Source organism: Roseateles hydrophilus, from assembly GCF_026712245.1.
GTDB lineage: Bacteria > Pseudomonadota > Gammaproteobacteria > Burkholderiales > Burkholderiaceae_C > Pelomonas > Pelomonas hydrophilus.
Genome location: NZ_JAPPUY010000002.1, coordinates 363,781 through 389,450 on the forward strand (window position 1 = coordinate 363,781; position 25,670 = coordinate 389,450).

General features: G+C 71.9%; 25 protein-coding genes. 12 read left to right on the forward strand and 13 right to left on the reverse strand.

From position 1 onward, the window contains the following. The first annotated feature begins 41 nt into the window (after nucleotides 1-41). The 3 genes from NYO99_RS08815 to NYO99_RS08825 are packed head-to-tail and all read left to right on the forward strand — an operon-like array spanning nucleotide 42 to nucleotide 3,318. Nucleotides 42-1,577 (forward strand): tryptophan halogenase family protein, encoded by a 1,536-nt coding sequence (locus NYO99_RS08815; protein WP_268166800.1) that lies wholly within the window; start codon nucleotides 42-44, stop codon nucleotides 1,575-1,577. Between the two features lie 17 nt (nucleotides 1,578-1,594). Next, entirely contained in the window at nucleotides 1,595-2,536 is a 942-nt protein-coding gene (locus NYO99_RS08820; RefSeq protein WP_268166801.1) for a diacylglycerol/lipid kinase family protein, read from the forward strand. Then, a complete protein-coding gene (locus tag NYO99_RS08825) occupies nucleotides 2,533-3,318 on the forward strand; it encodes a metallophosphoesterase family protein (protein ID WP_268166802.1) in 786 nt (261 codons plus the stop codon). Before NYO99_RS08820 ends, NYO99_RS08825 begins: the two co-directional genes overlap by 4 nt. Nucleotides 3,319-3,325: 7 nt before the next feature. Here NYO99_RS08825 and epsC read toward each other — a convergent pair whose 3' ends face one another. After that, nucleotides 3,326-4,246, reverse strand: coding sequence for a serine O-acetyltransferase EpsC (epsC, locus tag NYO99_RS08830; RefSeq protein WP_268166803.1), 921 nt, complete (start codon nucleotides 4,244-4,246; stop codon nucleotides 3,326-3,328). Nucleotides 4,247-4,341: 95 nt separating this feature from the next. Here epsC and NYO99_RS08835 point away from each other — a divergent pair, with 95 nt between their 5' ends. Then, the gene (locus NYO99_RS08835) at nucleotides 4,342-5,283 is read left to right on the forward strand and encodes a PEP-CTERM sorting domain-containing protein (RefSeq protein WP_268166804.1); all 942 of its coding nucleotides are present in this window, start codon (nucleotides 4,342-4,344) and stop codon (nucleotides 5,281-5,283) included. Here the strand turns inward: NYO99_RS08835 and NYO99_RS08840 are convergent. The 9 genes from NYO99_RS08840 to NYO99_RS08880 form a co-directional block, all read right to left on the reverse strand. After that, nucleotides 5,243-6,385, reverse strand: coding sequence for an MFS transporter (locus NYO99_RS08840; protein WP_268166806.1), 1,143 nt, complete (start codon nucleotides 6,383-6,385; stop codon nucleotides 5,243-5,245). The two genes, NYO99_RS08835 and NYO99_RS08840, sit on opposite strands and share 41 nt — an antisense overlap. A 166-nt stretch (nucleotides 6,386-6,551) precedes the next feature. Then, nucleotides 6,552-7,514, reverse strand: coding sequence for an extracellular catalytic domain type 1 short-chain-length polyhydroxyalkanoate depolymerase (locus NYO99_RS08845; protein WP_268166807.1), 963 nt, complete (start codon nucleotides 7,512-7,514; stop codon nucleotides 6,552-6,554). 12 nt (nucleotides 7,515-7,526) lie between these two features. Beyond that, on the reverse strand, nucleotides 7,527-8,762 hold the full coding sequence (locus NYO99_RS08850) for a multifunctional CCA addition/repair protein (protein WP_268166808.1): 1,236 nt from the start codon (nucleotides 8,760-8,762) through the stop codon (nucleotides 7,527-7,529). Between the two features lie 23 nt (nucleotides 8,763-8,785). Continuing rightward, nucleotides 8,786-9,361 carry a hypothetical protein gene (locus tag NYO99_RS08855; RefSeq protein ID WP_268166809.1) on the reverse strand — a complete coding sequence of 192 codons (576 nt, stop codon included), beginning with the start codon at nucleotides 9,359-9,361 and terminating at the stop codon, nucleotides 8,786-8,788. A gap of 10 nt (nucleotides 9,362-9,371) precedes the next feature. Next, nucleotides 9,372-9,932: a glutathione S-transferase family protein gene (locus NYO99_RS08860; RefSeq protein WP_326494826.1), complete on the reverse strand. Its 561-nt coding sequence runs from the start codon at nucleotides 9,930-9,932 to the stop codon at nucleotides 9,372-9,374. Nucleotides 9,933-10,027: 95 nt separating this feature from the next. Further along, on the reverse strand, nucleotides 10,028-10,336 hold the full coding sequence (locus tag NYO99_RS08865; RefSeq protein ID WP_268166810.1) for a DUF1272 domain-containing protein: 309 nt from the start codon (nucleotides 10,334-10,336) through the stop codon (nucleotides 10,028-10,030). 1 nt (nucleotide 10,337) lies between these two features. Continuing rightward, a complete protein-coding gene (locus NYO99_RS08870; RefSeq protein WP_268166811.1) occupies nucleotides 10,338-11,018 on the reverse strand; it encodes a glutathione S-transferase family protein in 681 nt (226 codons plus the stop codon). 72 nt (nucleotides 11,019-11,090) lie between these two features. Beyond that, nucleotides 11,091-12,044 (reverse strand): complex I NDUFA9 subunit family protein, encoded by a 954-nt coding sequence (locus NYO99_RS08875; RefSeq protein ID WP_268166813.1) that lies wholly within the window; start codon nucleotides 12,042-12,044, stop codon nucleotides 11,091-11,093. Further along, nucleotides 12,041-13,981, reverse strand: coding sequence for a lytic transglycosylase domain-containing protein (locus tag NYO99_RS08880; protein ID WP_268166814.1), 1,941 nt, complete (start codon nucleotides 13,979-13,981; stop codon nucleotides 12,041-12,043). The genes NYO99_RS08875 and NYO99_RS08880 overlap by 4 nt, the downstream gene beginning before the upstream one ends. Before the next feature lie 73 nt (nucleotides 13,982-14,054). Between NYO99_RS08880 and NYO99_RS08885 the strand changes: the two genes are divergently transcribed. Then, nucleotides 14,055-14,603 (forward strand): 5-formyltetrahydrofolate cyclo-ligase, encoded by a 549-nt coding sequence (locus NYO99_RS08885; protein ID WP_268166815.1) that lies wholly within the window; start codon nucleotides 14,055-14,057, stop codon nucleotides 14,601-14,603. A gap of 22 nt (nucleotides 14,604-14,625) precedes the next feature. Beyond that, nucleotides 14,626-16,317: a cation:proton antiporter gene (locus NYO99_RS08890; protein WP_268166816.1), complete on the forward strand. Its 1,692-nt coding sequence runs from the start codon at nucleotides 14,626-14,628 to the stop codon at nucleotides 16,315-16,317. A 9-nt stretch (nucleotides 16,318-16,326) separates the two neighbouring features. Here NYO99_RS08890 and NYO99_RS08895 read toward each other — a convergent pair whose 3' ends face one another. Then, nucleotides 16,327-17,286, reverse strand: coding sequence for a LysR substrate-binding domain-containing protein (locus NYO99_RS08895; protein ID WP_268166817.1), 960 nt, complete (start codon nucleotides 17,284-17,286; stop codon nucleotides 16,327-16,329). Nucleotides 17,287-17,376: 90 nt separating this feature from the next. Between NYO99_RS08895 and NYO99_RS08900 the strand changes: the two genes are divergently transcribed. Continuing rightward, nucleotides 17,377-17,676 (forward strand): DUF2917 domain-containing protein, encoded by a 300-nt coding sequence (locus NYO99_RS08900; RefSeq protein WP_268166818.1) that lies wholly within the window; start codon nucleotides 17,377-17,379, stop codon nucleotides 17,674-17,676. Here NYO99_RS08900 and NYO99_RS08905 read toward each other — a convergent pair. Then, complete coding sequence (locus NYO99_RS08905) at nucleotides 17,623-18,018, reverse strand: TfoX/Sxy family protein (RefSeq protein ID WP_268166819.1); 396 nt, start codon at nucleotides 18,016-18,018, stop codon at nucleotides 17,623-17,625. The genes NYO99_RS08900 and NYO99_RS08905 overlap by 54 nt on opposite strands. A gap of 25 nt (nucleotides 18,019-18,043) precedes the next feature. On the opposite strand from NYO99_RS08905, the gene NYO99_RS08910 reads away from it, so the two are divergent. The 4 genes from NYO99_RS08910 (at nucleotide 18,044) to NYO99_RS08925 (ending at nucleotide 21,381) form a co-directional block, all read left to right on the forward strand. Beyond that, entirely contained in the window at nucleotides 18,044-18,613 is a 570-nt protein-coding gene (locus tag NYO99_RS08910; RefSeq protein WP_268166820.1) for a 5-formyltetrahydrofolate cyclo-ligase, read from the forward strand. A 78-nt stretch (nucleotides 18,614-18,691) separates the two neighbouring features. Further along, nucleotides 18,692-18,940: a DUF1161 domain-containing protein gene (locus NYO99_RS08915; protein ID WP_268166821.1), complete on the forward strand. Its 249-nt coding sequence runs from the start codon at nucleotides 18,692-18,694 to the stop codon at nucleotides 18,938-18,940. A 10-nt stretch (nucleotides 18,941-18,950) separates the two neighbouring features. Beyond that, entirely contained in the window at nucleotides 18,951-20,273 is a 1,323-nt protein-coding gene (pepQ, locus tag NYO99_RS08920) for a Xaa-Pro dipeptidase (protein WP_268166822.1), read from the forward strand. A 559-nt stretch (nucleotides 20,274-20,832) separates the two neighbouring features. Next, nucleotides 20,833-21,381, forward strand: a complete 549-nt coding sequence (locus NYO99_RS08925; RefSeq protein ID WP_268166823.1) for a GNAT family N-acetyltransferase — start codon at nucleotides 20,833-20,835, stop codon at nucleotides 21,379-21,381. A gap of 239 nt (nucleotides 21,382-21,620) precedes the next feature. Here the strand turns inward: NYO99_RS08925 and NYO99_RS08930 are convergent, their stop codons facing one another. Continuing rightward, nucleotides 21,621-23,936 (reverse strand): WD40/YVTN/BNR-like repeat-containing protein, encoded by a 2,316-nt coding sequence (locus tag NYO99_RS08930; protein ID WP_268166824.1) that lies wholly within the window; start codon nucleotides 23,934-23,936, stop codon nucleotides 21,621-21,623. Nucleotides 23,937-24,147: 211 nt separating this feature from the next. On the opposite strand from NYO99_RS08930, the gene NYO99_RS08935 reads away from it, so the two are divergent. After that, a complete protein-coding gene (locus tag NYO99_RS08935) occupies nucleotides 24,148-25,662 on the forward strand; it encodes an MFS transporter (protein WP_268166825.1) in 1,515 nt (504 codons plus the stop codon). Nucleotides 25,663-25,670 lie beyond the last annotated feature (8 nt).

A 25,670-nucleotide genomic window follows, 5' to 3' on the forward strand; every position in this document is an offset into this window, starting at 1 on the left:
TCGGGGTCGGCCCGGCGCTCGGCCCGCAAGGAACGACTGACATGTCCAGCAAAAGACGCATCCTCATCGTGGGCGGGGGCACCGCCGGCTGGCTCACGGCGGCCTACCTGGCGCGGGCGCTGCGGCTGCCGGAGCGGCCGCAGCTGGAGATCACGCTGCTGGAGTCGCCCGACATCGGCAGCGTCGGCGTGGGCGAGGGCACCTTCCCCACCATCCGCAGCACGCTGCAGTTCCTGGGCATTGCCGAGACCGAGTTCATCCGCGAGACGGGCGCCACGCTGAAGCAGGGCATCCGCTTCGTCGACTGGGCGCAGGCGCCGCAGGCCGGCCAGCGCCACGCCTTCTTCCACCCCTTCGAGGCGCCGTTCTATGCCGAGGAGCTCAACCTCGTGCCCTACTGGCTGCTGCAGGACGAGGCCACGCGGCCGCCGTTCGCGCAGGCGCTGACGCTTCAGCACCGCGTGGCCGAGGCCCAGCGCGCGCCCAAGCGCGTCGGTGAGGCGCCGTTCGCCGGGCCGCTGAGCTACGCCTACCACTTCGACGCCATCCGTTTCGCCCGGCTGCTGGCCGGCCGTGCTCGCCAGCTGGGTGTGCGGCATGTGCAGGGCACGGTCACGCAGGTGGCGCTGGACGAGCGCGGCGGCATCGCCCATGTCGCCACCGCCGAGGGGCGCTTCGAGGCGGAACTGTTCATCGACTGCTCCGGCCTGCGCGCCGAGCTCATCGGCGCCGCGCTGGGCAGCCCCTTCAAGTCGGTCGGCGACCAGCTCTTCGTCGACCGCGCGCTGGCCTGCAAGCTGCCCGCGCCCGAGGCCCCCGACGCGCCGCTGGAAAGCGCCACCATCGCGACGGCGCACGAGGCCGGCTGGCTGTGGGACATCGGCCTGAACGGCGCGCGCGGCGTGGGCTGCGTGTACGCCAGCCGCTACATGAGCGATGCGCATGCGGCCGACGTGCTGCGCAGCTACTGCGGCCCCGGCCATGAGGACGCCGTGCTGCGCAGCATCCCGTTCTCGCCCGGCTACCGCGAGCAGCAGTGGGTGGGCAACTGCGTGGCCGTGGGCCTGTCGGCCGGTTTCCTGGAGCCGCTGGAGGCCACCGGCCTGGTGCTCATCGAGGCCGCCGTCGGTATGGTGGCCGAGATGCTGCCGCACAGCGGCCCCATCGACGCGCCGGCGCGCCGCTTCAACGAGCTGATGCAGGCGCGCTTCGACAACATCGTCGCCTTCCTGAAGCTGCATTACTGCCTCAGCCGACGCACCGAGCCCTTCTGGCGCGACAACGCCGACCCCGCCAGCTGGCCGCCGCGCCTGGCCGAGCTGCTGGCGCAGTGGCGGCTGCGCCCGCCCGGCCGTTTCGACTTCGCGCTGGACACCGAGACCTTCGCGTTCTTCAACTACCAGTACATCCTGTACGGCATGGGCTTCCCCACCGACCTCAGCGCCGGCCGGGCCGACTTCACGCAGCAGGCCCAGGCCGAGCGCCTGTTCGCCAAGATCCAACGCTTCGCCGAGCGCGCCGTGGCCGACCTGCCCAGCCACCGCGACTTCGTGCAGCAGATCAACGCGGCGCGCTGAGCGCCAGCCCCGCCGCGGTGGCCGCCCTGTTCGTTGTGTTCAACCGCGCGTCGGGGCGCGGCGATACCGATGGCTTCGCCCCCGCCGTGCAGGCCGCCTGCGCGGCGGCCGGGCGCGACTGCCATCTGCTGCCCGTGCAGCGGCCGGGCCAGCTGGCCGAGGTGGCCCGCGAGGCCGTGCGGCAGGCGCGCGCGGCCGGCGGCATCGTCGTCGCGGCCGGGGGCGACGGCACGCTCAACGGCGTGGCCCAGGCCGTGCTCGGCAGTGGCTGCCGCTTCGGTGTGCTGCCGCGCGGCACCTTCAACTACTTCGCCCGCACGCATGGCATTCCGCAGGACCTGGACGGCGCGCTGCGCGTGCTGCTGACCGAGGCGGCCCGGCCCGTGCGCGTCGGGCGGCTCAACGGCCGCGTGTTCCTGGTCAACGCCAGCCTGGGCCTGTACCCGCAGCTGCTGGAAGACCGCGAGGCATGGAAGCAGCAGTTCGGCCGCAGCCGGCTGGTGGCGCTGGTGGCGGGCATCCGCACCGTGCTGCAGGGCCACCGCAGCCTGCGCCTCACGGTGGAGCGGGCCGGCCAGCAGCGCCAGCTGCGCACGCTGACGCTGTTCGTCGGCAACAACGCGCTGCAGATGGAGCAGGTGGGGCTGCCGCAGGCGCCGGCCATCGACGCCGGCCGGCTGGCGGGCGTGGCGCTGCAGCCGGTGGGGCGCTGGACGCTGCTGGCCCTGCTGGCGCGCGGCGCCTTCGGCCAGCTCGGCGAGGCCGACCAGGTGCAGCACTTCGCGTTCGATCGCCTGACCGTCAAGGGCCGCAGCTTCGGCGCGCGGCGCATCAAGGTGGCCACCGATGGCGAGGTGTTCTGGCTGCCGCTGCCGCTGCAGTTCGATGTCGCGCCCGAGCCGCTGGCGCTGATCCGGCCGGCCGGGCTGGCGCCGGAGCGGCAGGAGGCGCGCGCATGAGCGTGGTGCTGCAGGTGTCGGATACGCATTTCGGCACGGAGCGCCCGGTCGCGATGGCGGCGCTGCAGGCGCTGTGCGCGCAGCTGCGCCCCGACCTGCTGCTGGCCACCGGCGACATCACGCAGCGCGCCCGCCACGACGAGTTCGCCCGCGCCCGCGCCTTCTTCGACAGTCTCGGCGTGCCCGCGCAACGCGTGCTGCCGGGCAACCACGACATCCCGCTGTTCGACCTGGTCGCGCGCGCGTTCCGGCCGCATGCGCGCTACCTGCAGGCCTTCGGGCCGGCGCTGGAGGGCGAGTTCTCGAACGACGCACTGCTGGTGCTGACGCTGAACACCACGCGGCGCTACCGGCACTCGCGGGGCGAGGTGTCGGCGGCGCAGATCGAGGCCGTGGCGCAGCGCGTCGCCGCGGCGGCGCCGGGTCAGCTGCGCCTGGTGGCCGTGCACCAGCCGGTGGCGGTGACGCTGGCGGCCGACCGCGGCCACCTGCTGCGAGGCCACGAGGCCGCCGTGCGCCGCTGGGCCGAGGCCGGCGTGGACGCCGTGCTGGGCGGCCACATCCACCTGCCCTATGTGCTGCCGCTGCGGCAGCGCTGGCCCGCGCTGCCCCGGCCGGTGTGGGCAGTGCAGGGCGGCACCGCGCTCAGCCACCGGTTGCGCGGCGGGCTGTCCAACTCGGTCAACGTGATCCGCGCGCAGCGCAGCGCCGTGGTGGAGCGCTGGGACCTGGACGAGGCGGCCGGCCAGTTCCGCTGCGTGGCCAGCACCGTGATCCGCTGAGGGTTGGTCAGGGCTGGGCGCCCTCGTGCGACTGCATGTCGGCCTGCGTGACCACGCTGCCCGGCGCGACGCTGCGCGTCAGCCACACATTGCCGCCGATGACGGCGCCGCGCCCGATGGTGACGCGGCCCAGCACGGTGGCGCCGGCGTAGATGACGGCCTCGTCCTCCACGATGGGATGGCGAGGCTGGCCCTTGAGCAGGTTGCCGTCGCCGTCGGTGGGGAAGCTCTTGGCCCCCAGCGTGACGTTCTGGTAGATGCGCACGCGCCGGCCCAGCACGGCCGTCTCGCCGATGACGACGCCCGTGCCGTGGTCGATGAAGCAGCCCGGGCCGATGGTGGCGCCGGGGTGGATGTCGATGCCGGTGTCGGCATGCGCGAGCTCGGCGATGACGCGGGCGATCAGCGGCAGGCCCAGGCGGTAGAGCTCATGCGCCAGCCGGTGGCTGATCAGCGCGCGCAGCCCCGGGTAGCACAGCAGCACCTCGTCCACGCTGCGGGCGGCGGGGTCGCCCTGGTAGGCGGCCAGCACATCGCTGTCCAGCAGTTCGCGCAGCGCGGGCAGCGTCTGCAGGAAGCGCGCGGCCAGCGCGTCGGCGTCCTGCGCGGGCGCGTCATCGCCGCGCTGGCGGGCCTCGTGGCGCAGCTCCAGCGCAGCCTGCTGGCGCAGCGTCACCATCGCCGTGCCCAGCGTGTGGCCGACGTAGAAATCCTCGTCCTCCGGGTGCAGCGTGGGCGGGCCCAGGCGCATGGGGAACAGCGCGCCGGACAGGCTTTGCACCATGGCCGCCAGCAACTCGCGCGACGGCAGCTCGCGGCCGTCGCCCCCGCGGCGGTGGGCGTCGCGCCAACGCTGGCGGGCTTCGCGCAGCGCCGCGACGACGGCGGGCAGGTCATCGGCGGGCGTCGGGCTGGGGTGCTGGGTCATGGTGCGTGCAATGCGTGGCGATGTCCGAGGGGCGCAATATGCCCCAGTCCGGCGCGCCGCGTAGCGTGCCGGACCTGACCGCGATACTGCGCGGCATGACGCGCTCCCGCCTCCTGCTGATTCCCGCGCTGCTCGCCTGTGCCGTGGCGTCGGCCAACCCGGCCTGCGAGCGCACGCCGGTGCCGCCGCCCTCGGCCGGTGCGCCGCAGCGCATCCTGTTCGTCGGCAACAGCTTCCTGCACGGCCATGCGCCGCCGGTGCTGCACTACAACCGGGCGGGCGTGACCGACCTCAACGGCAGCGGCTATGGCGGCGTGCCGGCGGTGTTCCAGCGGCTGGCGGTGGCGGCCGGCCTGCAGGTCGATGTGAGCACCGAGCTGGCCAGCGGCCAGACGCTGCGCTTTCACCTCGCGCAGAAGGCCGCGTTGATCGGCAGTCGGCCGTGGGATGTCGTCGTGCTGCAGGAGTACAGCACGCTGGACCCGCAGCGCCCGGGCGATGCCACGGCCTTCGTTGCGGCGGCGGCGGGGCTGCAGCAGCTGGTGCATGGCGTGAATCCGTCGGCCCGCGTCTACCTGCTGCAGACCTGGGCGCGCGCCGACCAGGTCTACCGCACGCCCGGCGGCCGCTGGGCGGGCCGCACGCTGGAGGACATGCAGGCCGATCTGCGCGCCGCCTACGCGCAGGCGGCGGCAGCAGCGCCCTGCATGGCCGGCGTGCTGCCGGTGGGCGACGCGGCGCTCAGCGCGGTGCAGGCCGGCGTGGCCGACCGCAACCCCTACGACGGCATCGACGCCGGCAAGGCCAGCCTCTGGGCGGCAGATCATTACCACTTCGGCGCTTGGGGCAGCTACCTGGAGGCGCTGGTCATCTTCGGTCGGCTCACTGGCCGCGATCCCGCCAGCGTGGGCCTGGCCGTGGGCCGCGAGCTGGGCCTGAGCGACACGCACATCCAGGCCGCACAGGCCGTGGCGGTGCGTCAGCTCGGTCAGGCCGTCAGCGGCCCCGCATCGCCCGCTGCGCCGACAAGGCCATGAAGCTGGCGAATGCCACCACCACCACCAGCCCCCAGGTCAGCGACGAGTACTCGGCGATCAGCCCGATCAGCGGCGGTCCGGCCATCATGCCCAGGTAGCCCACGCCCGACACGGCCGCGATGCCGTGTGCGGGGCTGACGCCGGGCGTCTGTGATGCGGCGCTGAACAGCACCGGCACGACGTTGGACAGGCCCAGCCCGACGAGCGCAAAGCCCAGCAGCCCCACGGTGGGCGAGGGCACGGCCAGCGCCAGCGCCATGCCTGCCGCGCCCAGCACGCCGCTCAGGCGCATCAGCCGCGTGCCCGACATCCGCGCCCGCACCCAGTCGCCGCCGAAGCGGCCGGCCGCCATCGCGCCGCTGAAGCTGGCGTAGGCCAGCGCCGCCGTGGCGGCCTCGCTGCCGCGCTCCTGCTTCATGAACAGCACGCTCCAGTCGTACATCGCGCCCTCGGCGATCAGGCCCATGGACGCCAGCACGCCCAGCAGCAGCAGCGGGCCGCGCGGCAGGCTCAGCGGGTGTTTCTCCTCGCCGGCCTTCTCGGGCACGGGCAGCATCGCGCGGCTGGCCAGCAGCGCGGCCAGCGCAGCTGCGCCGGTGGCCAGCAGCAGGTGGTGCTGCGCCGCCAGGCCCAGCGGGGGCGCGGCGCTGCCCAGGCCGGCGCCGGCCATGCCGCCCAGGCTGAACATGCCGTGGAAGCCGCTCATCAGCGGCCGGCCGCTCAGCGCCTCGATCTCGCTGGCCTCGGCATTGAGCGCCACGTCGAACAGGCTGCCAAAGCTGCCGAACACCAGCATCACCGCGATCAGCGCAACGTAGTGCGAGGACAGCAGCAGGCTGGCGATGGCCGCACAGCTGACGCAGCCCATCACCGCCGCGATGACGCGCGGCCCGAAGCGGCCGACGATGCGCCCCGCGTAGGCCAGCGCCGCCAGCGCGCCCACGCCGCTGGCCAGCATGGCCAGCGCCAGCGCCTGCTCGCCCAGGCCGTAGTGCGCCTTGACCGTGGGCACATGCACGCCCCAGGTGGCGAACAGCACGCCCATGACGAAGAACTCCGTGCGCAGCGCGAACGCGGCGCGGGTGACGGACGGCGCGCTCATCGCGGGCCTGCCTGCGCGGCGGTGCCGTGAGGGAGCCAGGGGCTCAAGGAGAACAGCGGAACGGCAGGCGTGGCGGGCATGGACAGGGGCGCGGAATCTGAAAGCGTTTTCAGAGTCTAGGGTGAAAAGATTGTTTAGTAAACGATCGGATGCGCGTGCCTGCGGCTCAGGGGCGCGCGGCAGCGGCCTCGAAGAAGCGCCAGAGCGTGTCGTTGGCGTTCAGCGCCTGCGACGCCGCCGGCTTGTTGCGCCGGCCGTGCTCCACGCCGGGCCAGGCATGGCCGCCCGTCTCGGTGACGCACAGCTGCACGCGCACGCCGCCGGCGCAGCCGGTCTGCGTCTCGCACCAGGCGCCCGGCACGCTCAGCGTGCGCTGCGGCGGCGCCGGGCACTGGTTGCGCTGCGCCCAGCGCGCCATGGTCTCGGGCACGGACACAAAGTCCATCACCTTGCTGCGGTCGCGGAAGGCGTCCGGGCCGGCGCCGCCGTTGAACAGCACATGGCTGTCGTCCTGCGCGTGGATGTGCAGCACCGACACCGGCCGCGACGGCGTGCAGCTGCGCGTGGCGTCAGTGCCGGCCACGGCGGCCACGGCGCGGAACACGTCGGCCGCCTCGCAGGCCAGCCGGTGGCTGAGCATGGCGCCGTTGGACATGCCGGTGGCGAACACGCGGCCCGCGTCGATGGCGTACTTGGCCTGCAGGGCCGCCACGACGGCGCGGGCGAAGGCGACGTCGTCCACGCCCTTGTCGCGCGCATCGCCGCAGCAGCCACCGGCATTCCAGGTGGCCAGCTTGCCGCCCGGGAACTTGCTGTCGCCGTTGGGGAAGGCCACGATGAAGCCGGCCTCGTCGGCCTTCTGGCGCAGGCCGTAGTGCTCGGCCATGTGCTCGGCATGGCCGCCGCCGCCGTGGAAGGCCAGCACCAGCGGCGTGGGCCGGTCGGCGCGGTAGCCAGTGGGCAGGTGCACCAGCACCTGGCGGCCCTGCACCTTCAGGTCCTGCAGGCCGCCGGCGGCGTCGGCACGGCGCTGTTCGGCGCGGGCCTTGAGGCGCTCGCGCAGCGTGTCCTGGGCCTGGGCGCCACTGACGAGCAGCGCGGCGGCGAGCGTGAGCAGCAGGGACTTCATGCGGTTCTCTCCTCAGGGGGTTGCGGCTGGCAGCGCCTGCAGCCGGGCGGCCTGCACCGCGCGGCCGATGGCTGGGCCCTGCGCGCCGCGGGCCATGGCGGCAGCGGACACGGCGGCCAGGTCCACCTGCTGTGTGGCGGCCAGGTCGGCCAGGCGCTGGGCGCGTTGGGGGTAGTCGCGGCTCTCCAGGCCGAGGCGGCCGCGCGCATCGCACTCGCAGGCCCACAGCAGCTCGGCAAAGCGCTGCGGCCGGCGCCAGGCGTCGCAGCGCTCCAGCAGGCGCAGCCGCGCCTCGGCGCTGAACGCGGCGCTCTGGTGCACATGCGTGTGCTCGCGCGCCACCAGCGCGGCCAGCTCGCGGCAGTCGGTGGGCACCTTCCAGCGCTCGCTGACGCGGGCCGCCAGCTTCTCGCTGCGCGACTCATGCGCGATGTGGCGCGGCCATTCCTCGCGGCGCGTCGTGCCCTTGCCGAGGTCGTGGCACAGGCAGGCATAGCGCACGGTCAGCGGCGCCTGCAGCCGCGCGCACTGATCCAGCACCATCATCACGTGCAGGCCGGTGTCGATCTCCGGGTGGTGGGCCTCGGGCTGGGGGACGCCGAACAGCGCGTCCACCTCGGGCAGCAGCACGCGCAAGGCGCCCGCCTCGCGCAGCACGGCAAACATGCGCGAGGGCCGCTGCTCCATCAGCCCGCGCGACAGCTCCTGCCACACGCGCTCGGCCACCAGCGCATCCACTTCGCCGGCCGCCACCATGTCGCGCATCAGCGCCACGGTCTCGGGGGCGACCGTGAAGTCGGCAAAGCGCGCGGCGAAACGGGCCAGCCGCAGGATGCGCACCGGGTCTTCCGCGAACGCGGGCGACACGTGGCGCAGCACCTTGTCGGCGAGGTCTCGCTGGCCGCCGTAGGGGTCGACGACCTGGCCGGTGTCGTCCTCGGCCATCGCGTTGATCGTCAGGTCGCGGCGGGCCAGGTCTCGTTCCAACGTGACGTCGGGTGCGGCGTGGAAGGCGAAGCCGTGGTAGCCGGCGGCCGTCTTGCGCTCGGTGCGGGCCAGCGCCACTTCCTCGTGCGTGTCGGGGTGCAGGAAGACCGGGAAGTCCTTGCCCACGGGCTGGTAGCCGGCGGCGAGCAGCGCCTGCGGCGAGGCACCGACGACCACCCAGTCGCGGTCCTGCACGGGCAGGCCCAGCAGGCGGTCGCGGACGGCGCCGCCGACGAGGTAGGTGTTGAAGGAGGAGGACATGGAGGCGACGTGCTCGCGTCGGTTCAAGAGATGCCGGTGAGGAGGGAGAGGAACCAGCGCCCGCCGGGGATGCCGTACGCGCGCGTGGACGTGCCACCCAGGCTGGGCGAACAGCCCATCGACCGTTCGCGGACCGCGATGACACCGGTGGGCGCGTCCGCGCCGCTGGCCTGGACGGCGGCGTGGCCGCGATCGAGCTGAAACGCGATGTAGAACAGCCACTCGTCGGCTCGTCCTCGGCCATCCACGCTGGCGCACGAGTTCAGCGTGGCGCGCGGCGTCACGGACTCAAGCAGACTTCGTGCTCGGCGGGTTGTCCACATCGAGTTGTGGTCGTCGCCGGGGTGCGAAGCGATGAGGCCCCTGGCGTGGGCCTCCGCTAGCGCCTTGTCGAGCAGCACGGTGGCGTGCTGCAGTTGCACGGCGATGCAGGAGGCCGGGCGCTGGGTCGGCGCCGGAATCTGCCTGTTGGTCACCTGGCCGCACTCTGCAGGCGCTGCGAAGCTGGGCGCCAGCAATGCCAGGCAGGCGAGGGGAGTCCGCCGGGCAAGGCGTGTGATCCGGGTGAAGCAAGGCATGGCGCAAGTATCGGCCTCCATGCCGACTCACTCACCAGCGCGGCGGCACCTGCTCGCCGGGCAGCAGCTCGTAGGGTGGCTTCCAGCCCGGCAGCGCCGTCTTCAGCCGCTCGCGCCAGGCGGCGATGGCCGGGTACTGCGTGGCCACATCGATGCCGCTCTCATCGACCGGGAAGAACTGGTAGCCCGCCAGCGACAGGTCGGCGATGGTGGGCGCGCTGCCGACGATGAACTCGCGGCCGGCCAGGTGCTTGTCGACGATGCCGAAGGCGTTGTCGATACGGCCCTTGAACCAGGCCATCAGCGCCGGCTCGGGTGGCGTGCCGGCGAAGGATTTCATGAAGCGGTAGGTCGCGAAGTAGCTGGTGAACTTGTGGTTGTCGAAGAACAGCCAGCGCAGCACGTCCTGCTGCTCGTCGTCGGTCGCGCCGCCGTACCTGCCTTCGCGCCGGGCCAGGTACAGCAGGATGGCGGCCGATTGCGTCAGGCGCTGGCCGTCGATCTCCAGGATGGGCACCTCGCCCATCTCGTTCTCGCCCTGGCGCCACGCGTCGGAGCGCGTCAGGCCGGCGGCGAAGTCGGCCAGCGGCACATGCCGCGCGGTTCAGGGCAGCTGCAGCGCCAGCAGCATCAGCGCGACCTTGTAGGTGTTGCCGGATTGGGAGAAGCCGTGGAGGGCGATCATGGTCAGCGTTGTTCGGGTGGCAGGCCGCCCAGCGCGGCGACGAGGCCGGCGTGAGCGGCCAGGTCCACGGGCCGGTGCTTGGGCTCGGTGCGGGCAGGGTGGGTGCCCAGCGAGTTGCCGCCCTTCCAGTCGCGGGCGGGCCGCACCGGCCGCGGCACGAAGCCTCCGCCGCAGTTGGGGCAGACGTCGCCGAGCAGTCCTTCTGCACAGGCCGCGCAGAAGGTGCACTCGAAGCTGCAGATGCGCGCTTCCAGCGAGTCCGGCGCCAGCGTCGCCGCGCAATGCTCGCAGCAGGGGCGGAGTTCCAGCATGTCAGCGTGAGTTGCGGTAGGGCTCGTCCTCGACGATGAAGTCCTGCTCGCGCAGCGCCTCGGCCACCCAGTCCTCCACGGCCGGGTGGGCCAGCAGTGCATCGCGGTAGGCGGCGGCCGCGTCCGACACCGGTAAGCCGAAGCGGCTCAGCCGCACGGCCACCGGCGCAAAGTAGGCATCAGCCGCGCTGAAGGCGCCGAACAGGAAGGGGCCGCCGCTGCTGGCCAGCGCGTCGCCCCAGGCCTGCTCCAGCCGCGCCACGTCGGCGCGCAAGGCTTCGTCCTCGGCCCACAGCTTCGCGCCGACCTCGGGGAAGAAGGCCTCGATGTTCATCGGGCACAGGCTGCGCAGGCGCGAGAAGCCGGCGTGCATTTCGGCGCACAGGCTGCGCGCGCGGGCCCGGGCCCGCGCGTCGCGCGGCCAGATGGGCAGCTCGGGATGGCGGTCGGCGATGTACTCGGTGATGGCCAGCGTGTCCCACACGGTGAAGCCGTCGTCCTCCACCAGCACCGGCACGCGCTTGGTGGGCGTGATGGCGGCGATGGTGCGCGTCCACGGCGAGTCGGGCGAGAAATCAAAGCGCAGCTTGACCTCCTCGAACGGAATGCCGAACGCGGCCAGCAGCACGCCGCTGCGCATGGACCAGGACGAGTAGTTCTTGTTGCCGATGTAGAGCTTCACGGGGCCTCCTGAATGGGATGGCGCCAGCTTAGGCGGCGCGCGGCCCGCGTGTGATGAGCAATGCGCAAGAGATCAATGCCGCGCGCGCCACGCGTTCAGCCGTGCGACGCCGCAGCCCGGGGCCAGGTAGGTGGGCAACACCGCCTCCAGCGACGCCGGCTGCAGGCCCAGCGCCGCCAGGCCGGGCAGGTGGCCGCTGGCCACGTTGGGCACGCTCAGCGAGGCCAGGTTGTCGCGCGACAGCAGCGGCTCGCCCGGCAGGCATTCCATGGCCAGCGCCTGCAGCGTGGCCAGCGGGCCGGGCAGCGGCAGCATGGGGCGGGCATGCCCGGCCACGCGGCCCGCCACTTGCACCAGCTCGCCCAGCGTCAGCACGCGCGGGCCGGCGATCTCGTAGGTCTGGCCCACGGCCTCGCTGCGCAGCAGCACCTCCACCAAGGCCCGTGCCAGGTCTTGCACCCACACCGGCTGCAGCTGCGCACCGGCGCCGGCCAGCGGCATCAGCGGGAACAGGCGCTGCAGCCCGGCAAAGAGGTTGACGCTGGCATCACCCGCGCCGAACACCAGCGAGGGCCGCACCAGCGTCAGGTCCAGCGTGCCGGCCTGTACGGCGGCCTGCAGTGCGGCCTCGCCCGCGGCCTTGCTGCGCAGGTAGCGCGAGGGCGCGTCCGCCGCCACGCCCAGCGCGCTGACATGCACCAGCCGGCGCACGCCCGCCGTGGCCATGGCGGCGGCGATGTGCCGGGGCAGGGCTGCGTGCACGCGCTCGAAGGCGTCCGCGCTGCCCTGCAGGATGGCGATCAGGTTGACCACCGCATGCTGCCCGGCCAGCAGCGCCGGCAGCTCGCGGAACACATCGGCCTGCACGACGGTGACGCCCGGCAGGCTCTGCACCGCCTGCGCATGGCGCAGCCGCCGCGTGGGCACGGTGATGCGCACGTCGGCGCCGAGGCGGCGCGTCAGCTGCTCGCACAGCGCGCGGCCCACAAAGCCGCTGCCGCCCAGCACAAGAAGGTTCAGGCTCATGGCAGGTCGTCCTCGTTGCGTTGCTTGGCCGGGCCGACGTTGCCGCCCAGCCGCTCGCGCAGCTGCGTGGCCGGCAGGCCCAGCAGCTGTGCATAGATGGCGCCGCCCAGCAGCACCTTGCGCACATAGTCGCGCGTCTCGTTGAAGGGGATGTTCTCGGCCCAGATGGCCGCATCCAGCACCGGGCCTTCGCGCCAGCGCGCCGGGCGGCCGGGGCCGGCGTTGTAGGCCGCGGCGGCCAGGGCCTGGGCGCCGTCGAAGCGGTCCAGCACCAGCTTCAGGTAGTGCGTGCCGATGCGCAGGTTGAAGTCGCGGTCGTGCAGCCGCTCGGGGCTGTAGGGCAGGCCGACCTTCTTGGCCGTCCACTTGGCCGTGGCAGGCATCACCTGCATCAGGCCGGCGGCGCCGACGTGGGAGCGCGCATCCAGCACGAAGCGCGACTCCTGGCGCACCAGCCCGAACACGTAGGCCGGGTCCAGCGCCGCGGCGCGGGCCTCGCGCAGCAACTCCTCGCGGTGCGGCGTGGGGAAGCGCTGCGCCATGTCGATCTCGGTCTTGGTGCGCTCGCTGGTGTTGATGCAGCGGTCCCAGACCTGGCGGTCGCAGGCCTCCTGCGCGGCGGCCAGCAGCTGGCGGTCGTCCATGCCGCGCAGCGAGAAGTTCCACTCCCGCACGCCCTCGCTGCGCAGGCCCAGCTCGATGAGGCGCAGCCCGCGCGCGAGGCCGGCGTGGCTGCGCGCGGCGCGGCGCTCGTCGGCCGTCAGCGGCGCGGGCGCGGGCGGCAGCGGCGTGGGCTGGCCGAGGTCTTCGGCGGCGAGGCGGCCGAAATAGTTCAGCGGCGCGGCCTGCGTGGCCGTGGCGAGCGCCTGCAGCTGCGCGCGTGCGCCGGCCGCGTCGCCCTGCATGCGCGTGGCGCGGGCGCGCCAGTAGGCCCAGCCGGGATCGCGCTGCTCGTGGGCGCTCATCTGGTCGATGGCGCGCAGCGCCACGGCCGGCGAACGGGCGCGCAGCGCGGCCCGGGCCCACCAGGCCAGCGCGTCTTCGCTCCAGGCCTGCTGCGGCGCGAGCTGGTGCGCGCGCTCGAAGGCGGCCAGCGCGTCGTCCTGCAGCCGCAGCGCCGAGTGGCGGGCTATCTGCGTCCACAGCCAGGCCCGCAGATCCTGGGGCAGCTTGGCCCACTTGGCGGTGAGCACGGCGCCGGCCTGGTCGGGGTCGTTGGCAGCCACGCGGGCCAGGGCCAGCGCGGTGAGTTCGGCCTCGGCGCGCGGTGTGGTGCGGGCCTTGCGGGTCAGGTAGCGGCCGGCGTTGTCCTGCAGCTCGGCCAGCTTCTGGCTCAGCGCCTTGTTGTCCAGCAGCGCGACGGCCTGGCGCACGGCCGTGGCGCGGCCCTGCTCCTGGGCCTGGCGGGCACGGGCCCACAGCGTGTCAGGCTTGAACGTGCCGGCCTCCACCATCGCCGCCGCGAGTGCGCGGCAGCCCTCGTCGGCATCCTTCTGGGCGAACCAGGCGCCACGGGCGGCGTCGAGGGTCAGGCGCGCGCCGGCCGCGTGCTCGGCCAGCAGCGCGTAGCAGACGACCTCGCGGTCGTCGCGCATCTGGTAGGCCGCGTGGTCACGGCGGAAGTTGGCCCAGTCGCGGCGCCGGCCCAGCTCCAGCAGCCAGTCATTGCGCAGCCGGTCTTCCACGTAGCTGCCGGGGTAGCGGGCGTAGAAGGCGTCCATCTCGGGCTGGCGCACCTGGGCCAGCCGGGCGTTGAGCTCGAAGTACGCCACCCAGCCCGCCAGCGGATGGGCCTGCGCCTGGGCGGCTTCGGCCAGCATGGCCAGGCGTGAGCGGTCGCGCTTCGCCCAGGCCTCGCGGGCCTGGACGGCCAGGTCGTCGGCCGGCTGCGCGGGGCTGGCGGCCGGCGCGAGCGCCGCGGCCATCGTCAGCAGCATGGCCAGCTGCCGCGCCGGGGCGCGCAGCCCGTCCAAAATTGCCCACTTCCTACGCACCACCGCTCTCCTGTCCATGACCAGCTCCCGCCCCGACCCTGCCGACCGTGCTGCGCTGCGCCGCGAGCTGATCGCCGCGCGCCGCGCCTTTGCCGACACGCCCGCCTTTGCGGCCGCCCAGGCCGCGCTGGCAGCGCCGCTGCGCGAGTTGCTGGCTCAGCTGGAACCGGAACTGCTGGGGGTCTACTGGCCGTTGCCGGGGGAATTTAACCCAGGGCCGCTGCCCTTCGCGCAGGCCTTGCCATTCGCGAAGCGCGAGCCGGCAACGATGGCCTTCCGGCGCTGGGACGGCCAGCCGCCCACGCTGCGCGACGAATGCGGCATCGCCACGGCCAGCGGCGCGGTGGCCGTGCCGGACGTGGTGCTGGTGCCTTGTGTGGGCTTCACGCGCGAAGGCTACCGGCTGGGCTATGGTGGGGGCTACTTCGACCGCTTCCTGGCCGCCCACCCGGGGGTCACCACCATCGGGTTGGCCTGGAGCGGCGGCGAGCGGCGTTTTGACGTGCAGCCGCACGACCAGCCCCTCACCCTCCTCCTCACCGAGCGCGAGCTGATCGCGCCCTGAACGACAGAAAGGCTCCCGCACGATGCATGACGGCATGACCCTGATCTCCACGCTGGCCGCGGCCTTCGGTCTGGCCCTGGTGCTGGGGCTGCTCGCGCAATGGGCGCGGCTGCCGGCGCTGGTGGGCTACCTGCTGGCGGGTGTGCTGATCGGGCCGCACACGCCGGGTTTTGTGGGGGACGTGCATCTGGCGCAGCAGCTGTCCGAGGTGGGCGTGATGCTGCTGATGTTCGGCGTGGGCCTGCACTTCTCGGTGGCCGACCTGATGTCGGTGAAGGGCATCGCGTTGCCCGGCGCGCTGGTGCAGATGGCGGCTGCGACGGCCATGGGGGCAGGTCTTGCGTACGGGTGGTGGGGCTGGGATCTGGGCGCGGCGCTGATCTTCGGCCTGGCGCTGTCGGTGGCCAGCACGGTGGTGCTGCTGCGGGCGCTGGAGTCGCGCGAGCTGCTGCACAGTGGCAACGGCCGCATCGCCGTGGGCTGGCTGGTGGTGGAAGACCTGGCCATGGTGCTGGCGCTGGTGCTGATTCCGGTGCTGGGCGGGCCGGCCGAGGGCGAAGGCGGCGGCAACCTGGCCCTCACCATCGTCACCACGCTGCTGGCGGTGGCGGCGTTTGTGGCCGTGATGTTGATTGCTGGGCGGCGGCTGCTGCCCTGGCTGCTGTGGCAGGTCAACCGCACGGGTTCGCGCGAGCTGTTCACGCTGGCCACCGTGGCGGCGGCCGTGGGGCTGGCGGTGGGGGCGGCGGCGCTGTTCGGTGTCAGCGTCGCGCTGGGCGCGTTCTTCGCGGGCCTGGTGCTGCGGGAGTCGGCCTTCAGCGAGCGCGCGGCGCACGAGAGCCTGCCGCTGCGCGATGCCTTCGCCGTGCTGTTCTTTGTGGCCGTGGGCATGCTGTTCGACCCCATGGTGCTGGTGAAGCAGCCGCTGGCCGTGCTGGCCACGGTGGCCGTCATCCTGGTCGGCAAGACGGTTGCAGCCGCGGCGCTGGTGCTGCTGCTGAAGTACCCGCTGTCCACCGCGCTGACGGTGGCCGTGAGCCTGGCGCAGATCGGCGAGTTCAGCTTCATCCTGCTGGGCCTGGGCCAGAGCCTGAAGCTGGTGCCGCCCGAGGCCACCAGCCTGGTGGTGGCGGGCGCCATCGTGTCCATCGCGCTGAACCCGCTGCTGTTCGCCGGCGTGGAGCCGCTGCGCCGCTGGGTGCTGAACCGCTCGGCCTGGGCGCGCCGGCTGGAGGCGCGCGACGACCCGCTGGCCGAGCTGCCGGCCGACACGCCCGGCACCGCCCTGGCCGGGCAGATCGTGCTGGTGGGTCATGGCACGCTGGGCACGGCGCTGCACGCCTTGCTGGGCGAGCGCCCCGTGGTGGTGATCGATCGCGACCGCGAGGTGGTGGAGCAGCTGCGTGCCGAGGGCCAGGCGGCCGTGCTGGGTGATGCGTCCGAGGCCATGACGCTGGTGCAGGCCCACATCGCGCAGGCGGCCTGGCTGGTGGTGGCGCTGGCCGATGTGCGCGGCGTGCCGGCGCTGCTGGACCTGGCGCGGCAGCTCAACCCCGGGTTGCGTTGCGCAGTGCTGGCCCACACGGACGAGGAGGAGCAATGGCTGGGCGAGGCCGGCGTCAGCCATGTGCTGCGCTCGCAGCGGGCGCTGGCGGAGGCGCTGGCGCGGGTGGTCAGCGAGCCGGCTCCGGCCGCCGCCGCGCCCGCACATTGAGCGCGCTGCTCACACCTGGGCGAGCTGCTGCCGCGTGAGGGCCGCCTGCGCGCGCACCCAGTCGGCAAAGGCCTGCACCTCGGGCCGGGCCGACGCGGCCGGTGACGTCACCAGCCAGTAGGCATAGGGGCTGGTCAGGCGGCCGGCCGGGCCGAAGGGCTCCAGCAGCTCGGCGCGCTGCAGGTGCTCGTGCACCAGTGGCAGCCGCGCCAGCGCCACGCCCTGGCCCGCCAGCGCGGCCTGGATCTGCTGGTAGGTGAAGTTGAAGTACATCCAGCGCAGCGGCTGCAGGTCGGGCTCGCGCTGGCGCGTCAGCCAGTGCCGCCAGGACAGGAACTCGGCACTGGGGCGCGGGTCGTCCTCCTCGGTCAGCGCGTGGGCGGCCAGGTCGCCCGCGCGGCGCAGCGGCGGCAGCCGGCCGTTGCGTGTGGACTCGGCGTACCAGGGGCTGACGACCGGGGACACCGTCTCCTCGAACATCAGCTCGCCCGGCGCGCCCGTGCCCGGGCCGGCGATGTAGCGCAGGGCCAGGTCGTGCTCGCCGTCGTCCAGGTCGATGAGGCTGTCCAGCGCGGAGACGCGGATGTCGATGTCCGGGTGGTGCTTCTGGAACTCGCACAGCCGCGGGATCAGCCACAGCGACGCGAAGGACGCGAAGGTCGTCACGTTGACGACGCGCCGGCCGCGGGTGCGGCGGATCTGGCGCACCGCCTGGTCCAGCCGCGAGAGCACGGCCACGGCGGTGGGCAGCAGCTGCGCGCCGTCCACCGACAGCTCCACCTTGCGCGTGCCGCGCAGGAACAGCGTGCAGCCGATCTCGTCCTCCAGCGACTGGATCTGCCGGCTGATGGCCGACTGCGTGAGGCTCAGCTCCTCGGCCGCCGCGCGGAAGGACAGCAGCCGCGCCACGGCCTCGAAAGCCCGCAGCGGGCCGACGGACAGCGGCCTCTGGCGTATCGGCTGATTCATGCGCGGATGGTATCAATCGGCGCGGCGGAGTCATTGGACTGCCCCAGCGTGCCTTCGCAGAATCAGCGCCATCAACGCAGGAGCAGGATCATGAGTGATGCGCAATCCACATGGCATCTGGACGGCGGCCGGGCCTTGACGCTGGCCGGCAGCGCTGAGGCGCGGCGCCTGGCGGTGGCGCGCGGCCGGGTGTGGTTGACGCTGTCCGGGACGGCGGCCGAGCCGGCGCAGGACCACTGGCTGGAGGCCGGCCAGGCCATCGCGCTGGCACCCGGCCAGGCGGCGGTGCTGGAAGGCTGGCCCGCGGCGGATTTCGAAGTGCTGGTGCCGCCGCAGTCAGCCGCGCCCGGGCGCCGGTTTGCGGGCCGCCGTCTTCTTGGCCGGCGCTGAGCGCGGCGCCGCCTTCGCGTTGGCCGCCCGCAGCGCGGCCTCCATGGCCAGGCGTGCCCAGGGCAGCATCAGCGGCGCAGACTCCAGCGCCTCTTCGGGCGGTCGGTAGTAGCCGTGCATCACGCGCTCGCCGTCCCGGGTGGCGTAGCGAAAGGGCGGGCAGCCCGCGTCGACGAAGTGCGCACGCGTCTGCGCATCGGCCTTCAGGTAGAACTGGCCGTCGGCGATCAGCGCCATGAACAGCCCGTCCACGTAGAAGCCCCGGCCGCCGAACATGGGCCGGGTGCGCACCGGCCCCAGTGGGGCCAGCAGTTCCGCGCAAAGTTCGCTCAACGCATCCATGCGGGCGAATGTAAGCTCCGCCGCCATGGATGCGAACGACCGCGCCGCGCTCCGGCACAAGTTGATTGAGCAACGCCTGGCCCTGCCTGACCGGCTGGCGCGCGCCGCTGACCTGCAGGAGGTGCTGCGCGTGTGGCTGCTGCGGCGGCGCGAGACGACCATCGGCGCCTACTGGCCCATCAAGGGCGAGTTCGACCCGCTGCCCGCGCTGTACCGCTGGGGCGAGGACCACCCCGAACGCCGCATCGGCCTGCCCGTGGTGGACAAAGCGCACCGCACGCTGCGCTTTCACGTCTGGTATCCCGGCTGCCCGATGGAGGAAGACGCCTTCCACATCCCCAAGCCCAAGGGCACCGAGGAGTTCCAGCCGCAGCTGATGCTGGTGCCCTGCCTGGGCTTCGGCCCCTGCGGCCTGCGGCTGGGCTATGGCGGCGGCTTCATGGACAAGACGCTGGCCGAGATGCAGCCCCGCCCGGCCGCCGTGGGCATCGGCTATGCGCAGGGCTTTCTGCCGCTGCTCAAACCCAGCGCGCTGGACGTGCCGCTGGACGCGATGCTGACGGAGGAAGGCGTGGTGTGGGACCGCGAGGGCTGAGCGCCGCCTGCTTGCGAGCAGCCGCGCGCTGCGCCGATGGACAATCCCTAGCCCCGATTGCCACAAGCAAGTCCCGTCATGTCCACCAAGCCCACCCTGCTGATCCTCGCTGCCACCGCCATCCTGCTGACCCAGGTCGTCCAGGCCGCGCCCAAGCCCTGCGATGAACTGAAGGCCGAGATCGCTGCCAAGCTGGACGAGAAGGGCGTGAAGGGCTACGAGATCACGGCCGTGGAGAACGACAAGGTCGCGGCCCTGGGCGAGAAGGCCAAGGTCATCGGCAGCTGCGACGGCGGCAGCAAGAAGCTGACCTACGTGCGCCAGTGAGGCCATCGGCATGAGCCTCTACCTCGACCACCTCGCCACGCTGCAGCAGCAGGCCGAACGCGCGCTCGCGCGCTGCGGGCATGACGCCCTCGTCATCGCCGCCGGCATCGAGAAGTACGCCTTCCTTGATGACCGGCCCTACCTGTTCCAGCCCAACCCGCACTTCAAGCACTGGCTGCCGCTGACCAATCACCCGCACTCGTGGATCGCCGTGCGGCCGGGCCGCCGGCCGCGTGTCGTCTACTACCAGCCGCACGACTACTGGCATGTGCCGCCCGAGGCGCCAAGTGGCGAGTGGGTGGCAGCGGTGGAGCTGGTCGTCATCCGCGAGCCCGAGCAGGCGGCCGCCGCGCTGGCCGATGTGGTCACGCCGCACACGGCCATCCTGGGCGAGGCCGATGCGGCGCTGCCGGGGCTGGTGCCCAACAACCCCGAGCGGCTGCTGAACCTGCTGCACTGGGCGCGCGGCATCAAGACGCCCTACGAGCTGGCCCAGATGCGCGCCGCCCAGCGCCGCGCCGTGCCTGGCCACCTGGCCGCGCGCGCGGCCTTCCTCGGGGGCGAGAGCGAGGCCGGCATCCACCGCGCCTACCTGCGGGCCACCGGCCACACCGACCGCGACCTGCCCTACACCAACATCATCGGCCTGAACGAGCATGCCGCGGTGCTGCACTACCAGTACCAGGACGAGCGCGCACCGGCCGAGGCCCGCAGCTTCCTCATCGACGCAGGCGCGCAGGTCAACGGTTATGCCAGCGACATCACACGCACCTGGGTGGCCGACGGCCACGACGAGTTCGCCGCGCTGATCGCGGCGATGGAGCGCGAGCAGCTGGCGCTGGTGGACGAGGTGCGCGAGGGCGTGGACTACCGCGACATCCACCTCAGCACCCACCGCCGCGTGGCCCGCGTGCTGCGCGAGGCCGGCCTCGTGCGCATGAGCGACGAGGCCATGGTGGCCGAGGGCGTCACCAAGCCCTTCTTCCCGCACGGCATCGGCCACCTGCTGGGCCTGCAGGTGCACGACGTGGGCGGCTTCATGGCCGGCGAGGACGGCGGCGTGGCTGACAAGCCCGAAGGCCACCGCTACCTGCGCCTGACCCGCCCGCTGCAGGCCGGCATGGTGGTCACCATCGAGCCGGGCCTGTACTTCATCCCCCTGCTGCTGGACGAACTGCGCGCCACCCCGCATGCGGCCCAGGTGGACTGGGCGGCGGTCGAGCGCCTGTCGCGCTATGGCGGCATCCGCATCGAGGACGACGTGGCCTGCCGCGCGGGCGGCGAGGCGCCGGTGAACCTGACGCGCGAGGCGTTCGCGGCCGCGGCCGCCTGACGCCCTGGCCCTCGCGGGCGAGGGTTGGCGGTGTTGCACGGGCTGCGCGGTGCCAGCCCGCAGGGATCGCCGCCCCGTGCTTCCCGGCTCGCATGCGGGGCGTGGGCTGCCGGCCGTGCGGCCTCAACCGCTGCATGCGAGCTTGTGTGAGCCGCTGCCAAGCCGCGGTGGTCGGATAACAGGCACATGCGCCCAAATGCGGGTTTCGGCCAGGAGCAGCCGTCGACGACTGGCTGCTTCATGGCGACCATGGTGTGGGGCCTGCGCTCAAGCGTTGAGTCGGCGTCGCCACTGCCGGAGCCGCCCCAACGCGTCGGCCTCGAGCCAGGGTTCTCCGCACGATGCTCGGACTGCTGGCAATGGCAACATCCAGGCGCCCTCGATAGGTTTGTAACCGGCGCGGCATTTGCCCGGAAAAATAGCACCCGATCAGTAGCGCAGCACAGTGGAGGGAACTCATATGCAACAAGCACTTAGCCCAGCTCCGGGCGGCCCGTTACTGCGCGGACTGCCGTGATAGACCGCACTGGCCTGCGGGCTACAACACGTTAGGTGCAGCATGCATTTTCGCTCACTCCCAATTGTCGAGCACGACTCCGTGTATGTCCGGCCATTAAGTGTCTCGGATATGTCGGCATGGGCCAGCTATCTGAACAACCCGGCTGTGTATGAACATACGAGCTGGAATCATCCGACCATCGAAGATCTGAGCAGGTATCTGGGTAACGAAACGAGTGATGAACCTGATTCCCGCCTTCGCCTGGCAATCGCTTCAAAAGACGGCGATGAACTGGTTGGCACCATCGGGTTCCATAGCGTCGCCCCAGTCAATAAGTCTGCTGAACTTGCCTACGATCTAAACCCGGAGTTTTGGGGCAAGGGAATCGCCACCGCCGTCGGTAACGTACTCGTGGGCTGGGCTCATCAACATGTCGGCCTCGTCCGAGTACAGGCTACGGTTCTGGAGTCCAATCTCCGCTCTATCCGCACCATCGAGCGCATGGGGTTCGCTCAAGAAGGTCTGCTCAAAAGCTACCGGCATGTACGCGGCACACCCCGCAACTTTTTCATGTACGCACGGTTGGCTGGCAGTGGAAATTGCACCTAACCTTTCGGTCAACGTGACGTCCCAAAGCTGCGCTTTGGGTTCCCTTCACGCCTGCGGCGTTCCGGCCGCACGTTACCTCCAACGTTGAGCGGCAGCTTTCCCGAAGCTTGGTAGGTCGGTTCCGACGCCCGCTTCGGGTCGATCGCTGGCGATCGCCAAGTCAGGTGGGTGCGGCTGCGGCCGGTTGCGATCAGCGCTCGCCAGGCATCGCCGTCAGCGACGCGCAGGCGATTCGTCGATCAAGGCCGGCTTGGGCGGCCGGTGACGTCAGCCGCTGAGTGCGACGGCGCGTCGCCATACAGCACGCCCCGCCCGTGCGTGCCCACATAGACGCGGCCGAAGACCTTGGGGTCGCCGGTGATGTGCAGGATCAGGCCCCACTGGTGGGCGTCGTCGTTGATGCGTTGCCAGTGGGCGGCGGCGTCGGTGGAGCGGAACAGGCCGTAGCGGCCTGACACGGTGCCGACGAGGTAGAGGGCCGGGTTGGCCGCGCCCGGCGCCGCGCGGCCGAAGCCGAAGGCGTGGATCTCGCTGACGCCGGGCAGGCGCTCGAAGCGCTGGCTGTCGCCCGCGCGCTGGCGGTACAGGCCGTGGAAGGCCGCCAGCCACAGCTCGCCTTCGCGGCCGGGCGCGGCGTAGAGGCGGTCCTGGCCGCCGCGGTCATCGCCGCGGCTGCTGTGGTTGTGACTGCCAGCGGCACTGCGCGTGACGGGGCCGTCAGGCAGCGTGAGCGGGCGGGCGCTGAAGCTCAGGCCGGCGTCGGTGCTGGCGAACAGCTGGCCGTCGAACAGCGCCATCGCGTGGAAGCGCGCGGGGTTCACGGGGTCGGCCACGACGCGGGTGCCGGCGGGCAGGCCCTGGACGGGCTGCCAGGTGTCACCGCGGTCGTGGGTGACGTGCGGCACGTGGCCCTTGGGCGTCCACACCCAGGCGCGGCCGTCGGCCGACACGGCGATGAAGCCGTCGCCCGGCAGTTGGCCCGGCGGCAGGCTGGCGGGCTCGCGCCAGGTGGCGCCGCCGTCCAGCGAGTAGCCAAGGTTCTTCTTGCCGCCGTCGCGTGCGTGGCCGATGCGCACGATGACCTCGGGCGCCAGCGCCGCGCCCGTGACGTCGTGCGTGTTGCCGAAGAAGGGCGGCTTGGGGTTGCCGGCGGCAGGGCGGTCGAGGTCGGTGTGGACGAAGCCAGAGTAGTCGCCGATGGCGGTCACCAGCGGCACGCCCTGCGTGGGGCTGTGCAGGGCCAGGGCCACGGTTTCCTCGATGCCGCGGCTCATGACGCGCCAGGTGGTGGGCTGGCCGCGGTCGGCGGCGCGCAGGTCGCGCGTCTCCCAGCCGCCGTAGCCGGTGGTGAAGATCGCGTGGTCGGGGTCGGCGGAGTTGATCTTGACGTCGTACAGCCAGTGCAGGTGGGTGTCGGCCACGTAGGGCGCGGCCGAGGCGTCGAAGCGGGCGGTGGTGAACAGGGGCTGCCAGGTGGCGCCGCCGTCGGTGCTGCGGAAGAGCTCGTCGCCACGGCCGCGCCCGGCGGTGCTGGCCAGCAGGCGCTGCGGGTGGCCGGGGTCCACGGCGACGGTGGCGTAGCCGAAGGGGTCGGTCGCGGCGGGGCGGGCGGGCGTGATGTCGGCCCAGGTGGCGGTGTGCGGGTCCAGCCGCCAGACGCTGCCGTCCTTCATGCGGTGCGGGCCGGGCTCGCTGGCGTAGGCGATGTAGAGCCGGCCGTCGCTGGCCAGCGCCGCGCGCATGGGGCGGTGGGTGGCCGGGCCGCCGGGCAGGGGCTGCCATGTTGCGCCGGCGTCCTGGCTGCGCCACAGGCTGGGCCGGCCGATGACGGAGACGCCCGCGTAGATGGTGCGGCTGGGCTGGCCGCGGGTGCCGCTGCGCGGGTCGAACAGCAGGAAGTTGATCGTGGCCTTGCCGTCGCTGCCGCCCCAGCTGGGTGGCGGGCCGTCGCTGGCGTCGCGGCGCCAGGCGGCGTCGGGGAAGCTGTCCACGCGCTGCCAGCTGGCGGCGCGGTCAGTGCTGCGCCACAGGCCGGCGAAGCGGCTGCCGAGGTAGAGCACGCGGCCGTCGTTGGGGTCGACGGCCAGGCGTTCGCCGTTGCCGCGCCCGCCTTCGTTGCCGCCGAGCTTGAAGGGCAGGTCGGTGCGCTGCCAGCTGCGGCCGCGGTCGCGCGAGCGCAGCACGGCGCCGTTGGGCTCGGTGGGTGCGGTGTAGGTGCCGCAGGCGAGGTAGACGGCGTCGGGGTCGTGAGGGTCGACGGCCAGGCTCTCGACGCCCATGAGGTTCACGTCGGCCAGGGGCAGGTGGTCCAGCAGCGGCTGCCAGGGACTGGTGGCGCTGTCGCGGCGGTAGGCGCCGCCCATGTCGGTGCGGGCATAGGCCAGGCCCGGCACGCCGGGGTGGAAGGCGATGCCGTCCACGAAGCCGCCGCCAACGATGGCGACGGGCTTCCAGGTGTAGGCCGCGTCGTCGGCGCGAACGGGCGCCGCGGCGGCAGCGGCCAGCGTCAACTGGGCGCCGAGCAGGGCGCCCAGCCAGGGCTTGAGGGAGGTCATGTCGGGCGGTGTTCAGGGAAGCGCATGCCGGCATCGTCCATTTGTTTGCCTGTCGAACAAATACGGCTTACCCGCGGAAACCTGGCGTGGCGGCGCGGCGCCGGGCCCTCCGGGTTCCCGGCAGGTGCCGCAGAAGCCGGACATGGGATACTTGCCGGAACAAGAGGCCGCAAAAAATGGAACGACAGTCCATTTCAGCAGGAGACAGCGCATGACAGGCAGAACCATCTCGTTGAAGCACACGCTGAGCTACGGCAGTGCGAACCTGCTGGGCAGCGGGGCCTTGGCCATCGCGTCGGCCTGGCTGCTGTATTTCTACACCACCTTCTGCGGCCTGACGGTGGTGGAGGCGGCCACGATCTTTGCCGTCGCGAACATCGTCGATGCGCTCAGCAATCCGGTCATCGGCTACATCAGCGACAACTTCTACAACACCCGGCTGGGGCGCCGGTTCGGGCGGCGGCGGTTTTTCATTCTGCTCGGCATTCCGGCGGTGTTGCTGTATCCGCTGATGTGGCTGGAGGGTTTCGGCTTCTGGTATTACCTGAGCATGTACATCCTGTTTGAGCTGGTGTACACGATGATCATGGTGCCGTACGAAACCCTGGCCACCGAGATGACGGACGATTTCGCCGTGCGCACCAAGCTGACGGGTTCCAAGGCCATGTTCGGCAAGGCGGCCAACTTCCTGGCGGCGTTCATTCCGGCGCAGCTGTTCCTGATCTACAGCAAGGAATCGGCCACGCCCTTCCTGCTGACCGGCATCATCTACGCGTTCATCATGTGCGGTGCGATGGTGGCGCTGTACCTCACGTCCTGGGAGCGCGCGCCGCACGAGGTGGTCCAGGAGCGTGCCGGCAGCCTGTTTAAGGCGCTCAAGAAACTGTGCCTGGACATGCTGTCCACCTTCCACCTGAAGATTTTCCGCAAGCACCTGGGTATGTATCTGCTCGGGTTTGGCGCGGAATGGCTGTTTGCCTCGATCTTCACCTACTTCATTATTTTCGGCCTGGGGCATGACAAGGCGACGGTGGGGTATCTGAACAGTTTCAGCTCGGTGATGCAGCTGATCTCGACGATGCTGTTCATCGGTTTTTGCATCAAGTTTGGTTTTGCGCGGCCCTACCGGCTGGCGCTGCTGGTGGTGCTGGGCAGCGTGCTGGCCTACACGGCCTTGTTCTACCTGGGCTGGTCCAAGGAGACCACGGTGATCGCGCTGTTCGCCATCACGGCGGTGTTCGGCCTGGGCACGGGTGGCGTGTACTACATCCCCTGGACGGTCTACACCTTCCTGGCCGATGTGGATGAGGTGCTGACGGGCCGCCGCCGCGAGGGCATCTATGCCGGCGCGATGACCTTTGCCGGCAAGATCACCCGCTCGGCCGTGGTGTTCGCGATGGGCTGGGTCCTGGGCGAGTTTGGCTTCCAGTCCGGCCAGGCTGCGCAGCCGGAGAGCGCCGTCAACGCCATCGTGGGCGTGTTCTCGCTGGGCGTCATTGCGCTGGGCCTGGGCGGCATCTACTACACCTACCAGATGAAGCTGGACCGCCAGAACCACGCGGTGCTGCTCAAGGAAATCGCCCGCATCAAGGCCGGCGGCCGCATTGCCGATGCGCCGCCCGAGGCGCGTGCCGTGGCGGAAGAGCTGACCGGCTGGAAGTACGAGCAGTGCTGGGGCAACAACAAGCTCGCGCCCAAGGACAGCCCGGTGGAGGCGCGCGCCTGATGGCGCCA

Excerpts from the sequence above, each read along its gene's own strand:
- NYO99_RS08815 (WP_268166800.1), top strand. The coding sequence starts at position 42 with ATGTCCAGCAAAAGACGCATCCTCATCGTGGGCGGGGGCACCGCCGGC.
- NYO99_RS08825 (WP_268166802.1), top strand. The coding sequence starts at position 2,533 with ATGAGCGTGGTGCTGCAGGTGTCGGATACGCATTTCGGCACGGAGCGC.
- epsC (WP_268166803.1), bottom strand. The coding sequence starts at position 4,246 with ATGACCCAGCACCCCAGCCCGACGCCCGCCGATGACCTGCCCGCCGTC.
- NYO99_RS08835 (WP_268166804.1), top strand. The coding sequence starts at position 4,342 with ATGACGCGCTCCCGCCTCCTGCTGATTCCCGCGCTGCTCGCCTGTGCC.
- NYO99_RS08840 (WP_268166806.1), bottom strand. The coding sequence starts at position 6,385 with ATGAGCGCGCCGTCCGTCACCCGCGCCGCGTTCGCGCTGCGCACGGAG.
- NYO99_RS08845 (WP_268166807.1), bottom strand. The coding sequence starts at position 7,514 with ATGAAGTCCCTGCTGCTCACGCTCGCCGCCGCGCTGCTCGTCAGTGGC.
- NYO99_RS08850 (WP_268166808.1), bottom strand. The coding sequence starts at position 8,762 with ATGTCCTCCTCCTTCAACACCTACCTCGTCGGCGGCGCCGTCCGCGAC.
- NYO99_RS08855 (WP_268166809.1), bottom strand. The coding sequence starts at position 9,361 with ATGGAGGCCGATACTTGCGCCATGCCTTGCTTCACCCGGATCACACGC.
- NYO99_RS08865 (WP_268166810.1), bottom strand. The coding sequence starts at position 10,336 with ATGCTGGAACTCCGCCCCTGCTGCGAGCATTGCGCGGCGACGCTGGCG.
- NYO99_RS08875 (WP_268166813.1), bottom strand. The coding sequence starts at position 12,044 with ATGAGCCTGAACCTTCTTGTGCTGGGCGGCAGCGGCTTTGTGGGCCGC.
- NYO99_RS08880 (WP_268166814.1), bottom strand. The coding sequence starts at position 13,981 with ATGCTGCTGACGATGGCCGCGGCGCTCGCGCCGGCCGCCAGCCCCGCG.
- NYO99_RS08885 (WP_268166815.1), top strand. The coding sequence starts at position 14,055 with ATGACCAGCTCCCGCCCCGACCCTGCCGACCGTGCTGCGCTGCGCCGC.
- NYO99_RS08890 (WP_268166816.1), top strand. The coding sequence starts at position 14,626 with ATGCATGACGGCATGACCCTGATCTCCACGCTGGCCGCGGCCTTCGGT.
- NYO99_RS08895 (WP_268166817.1), bottom strand. The coding sequence starts at position 17,286 with ATGAATCAGCCGATACGCCAGAGGCCGCTGTCCGTCGGCCCGCTGCGG.
- NYO99_RS08900 (WP_268166818.1), top strand. The coding sequence starts at position 17,377 with ATGAGTGATGCGCAATCCACATGGCATCTGGACGGCGGCCGGGCCTTG.
- NYO99_RS08905 (WP_268166819.1), bottom strand. The coding sequence starts at position 18,018 with ATGGATGCGTTGAGCGAACTTTGCGCGGAACTGCTGGCCCCACTGGGG.
- NYO99_RS08910 (WP_268166820.1), top strand. The coding sequence starts at position 18,044 with ATGGATGCGAACGACCGCGCCGCGCTCCGGCACAAGTTGATTGAGCAA.
- NYO99_RS08915 (WP_268166821.1), top strand. The coding sequence starts at position 18,692 with ATGTCCACCAAGCCCACCCTGCTGATCCTCGCTGCCACCGCCATCCTG.
- pepQ (WP_268166822.1), top strand. The coding sequence starts at position 18,951 with ATGAGCCTCTACCTCGACCACCTCGCCACGCTGCAGCAGCAGGCCGAA.
- NYO99_RS08925 (WP_268166823.1), top strand. The coding sequence starts at position 20,833 with ATGCATTTTCGCTCACTCCCAATTGTCGAGCACGACTCCGTGTATGTC.
- NYO99_RS08930 (WP_268166824.1), bottom strand. The coding sequence starts at position 23,936 with ATGACCTCCCTCAAGCCCTGGCTGGGCGCCCTGCTCGGCGCCCAGTTG.
- NYO99_RS08935 (WP_268166825.1), top strand. The coding sequence starts at position 24,148 with ATGACAGGCAGAACCATCTCGTTGAAGCACACGCTGAGCTACGGCAGT.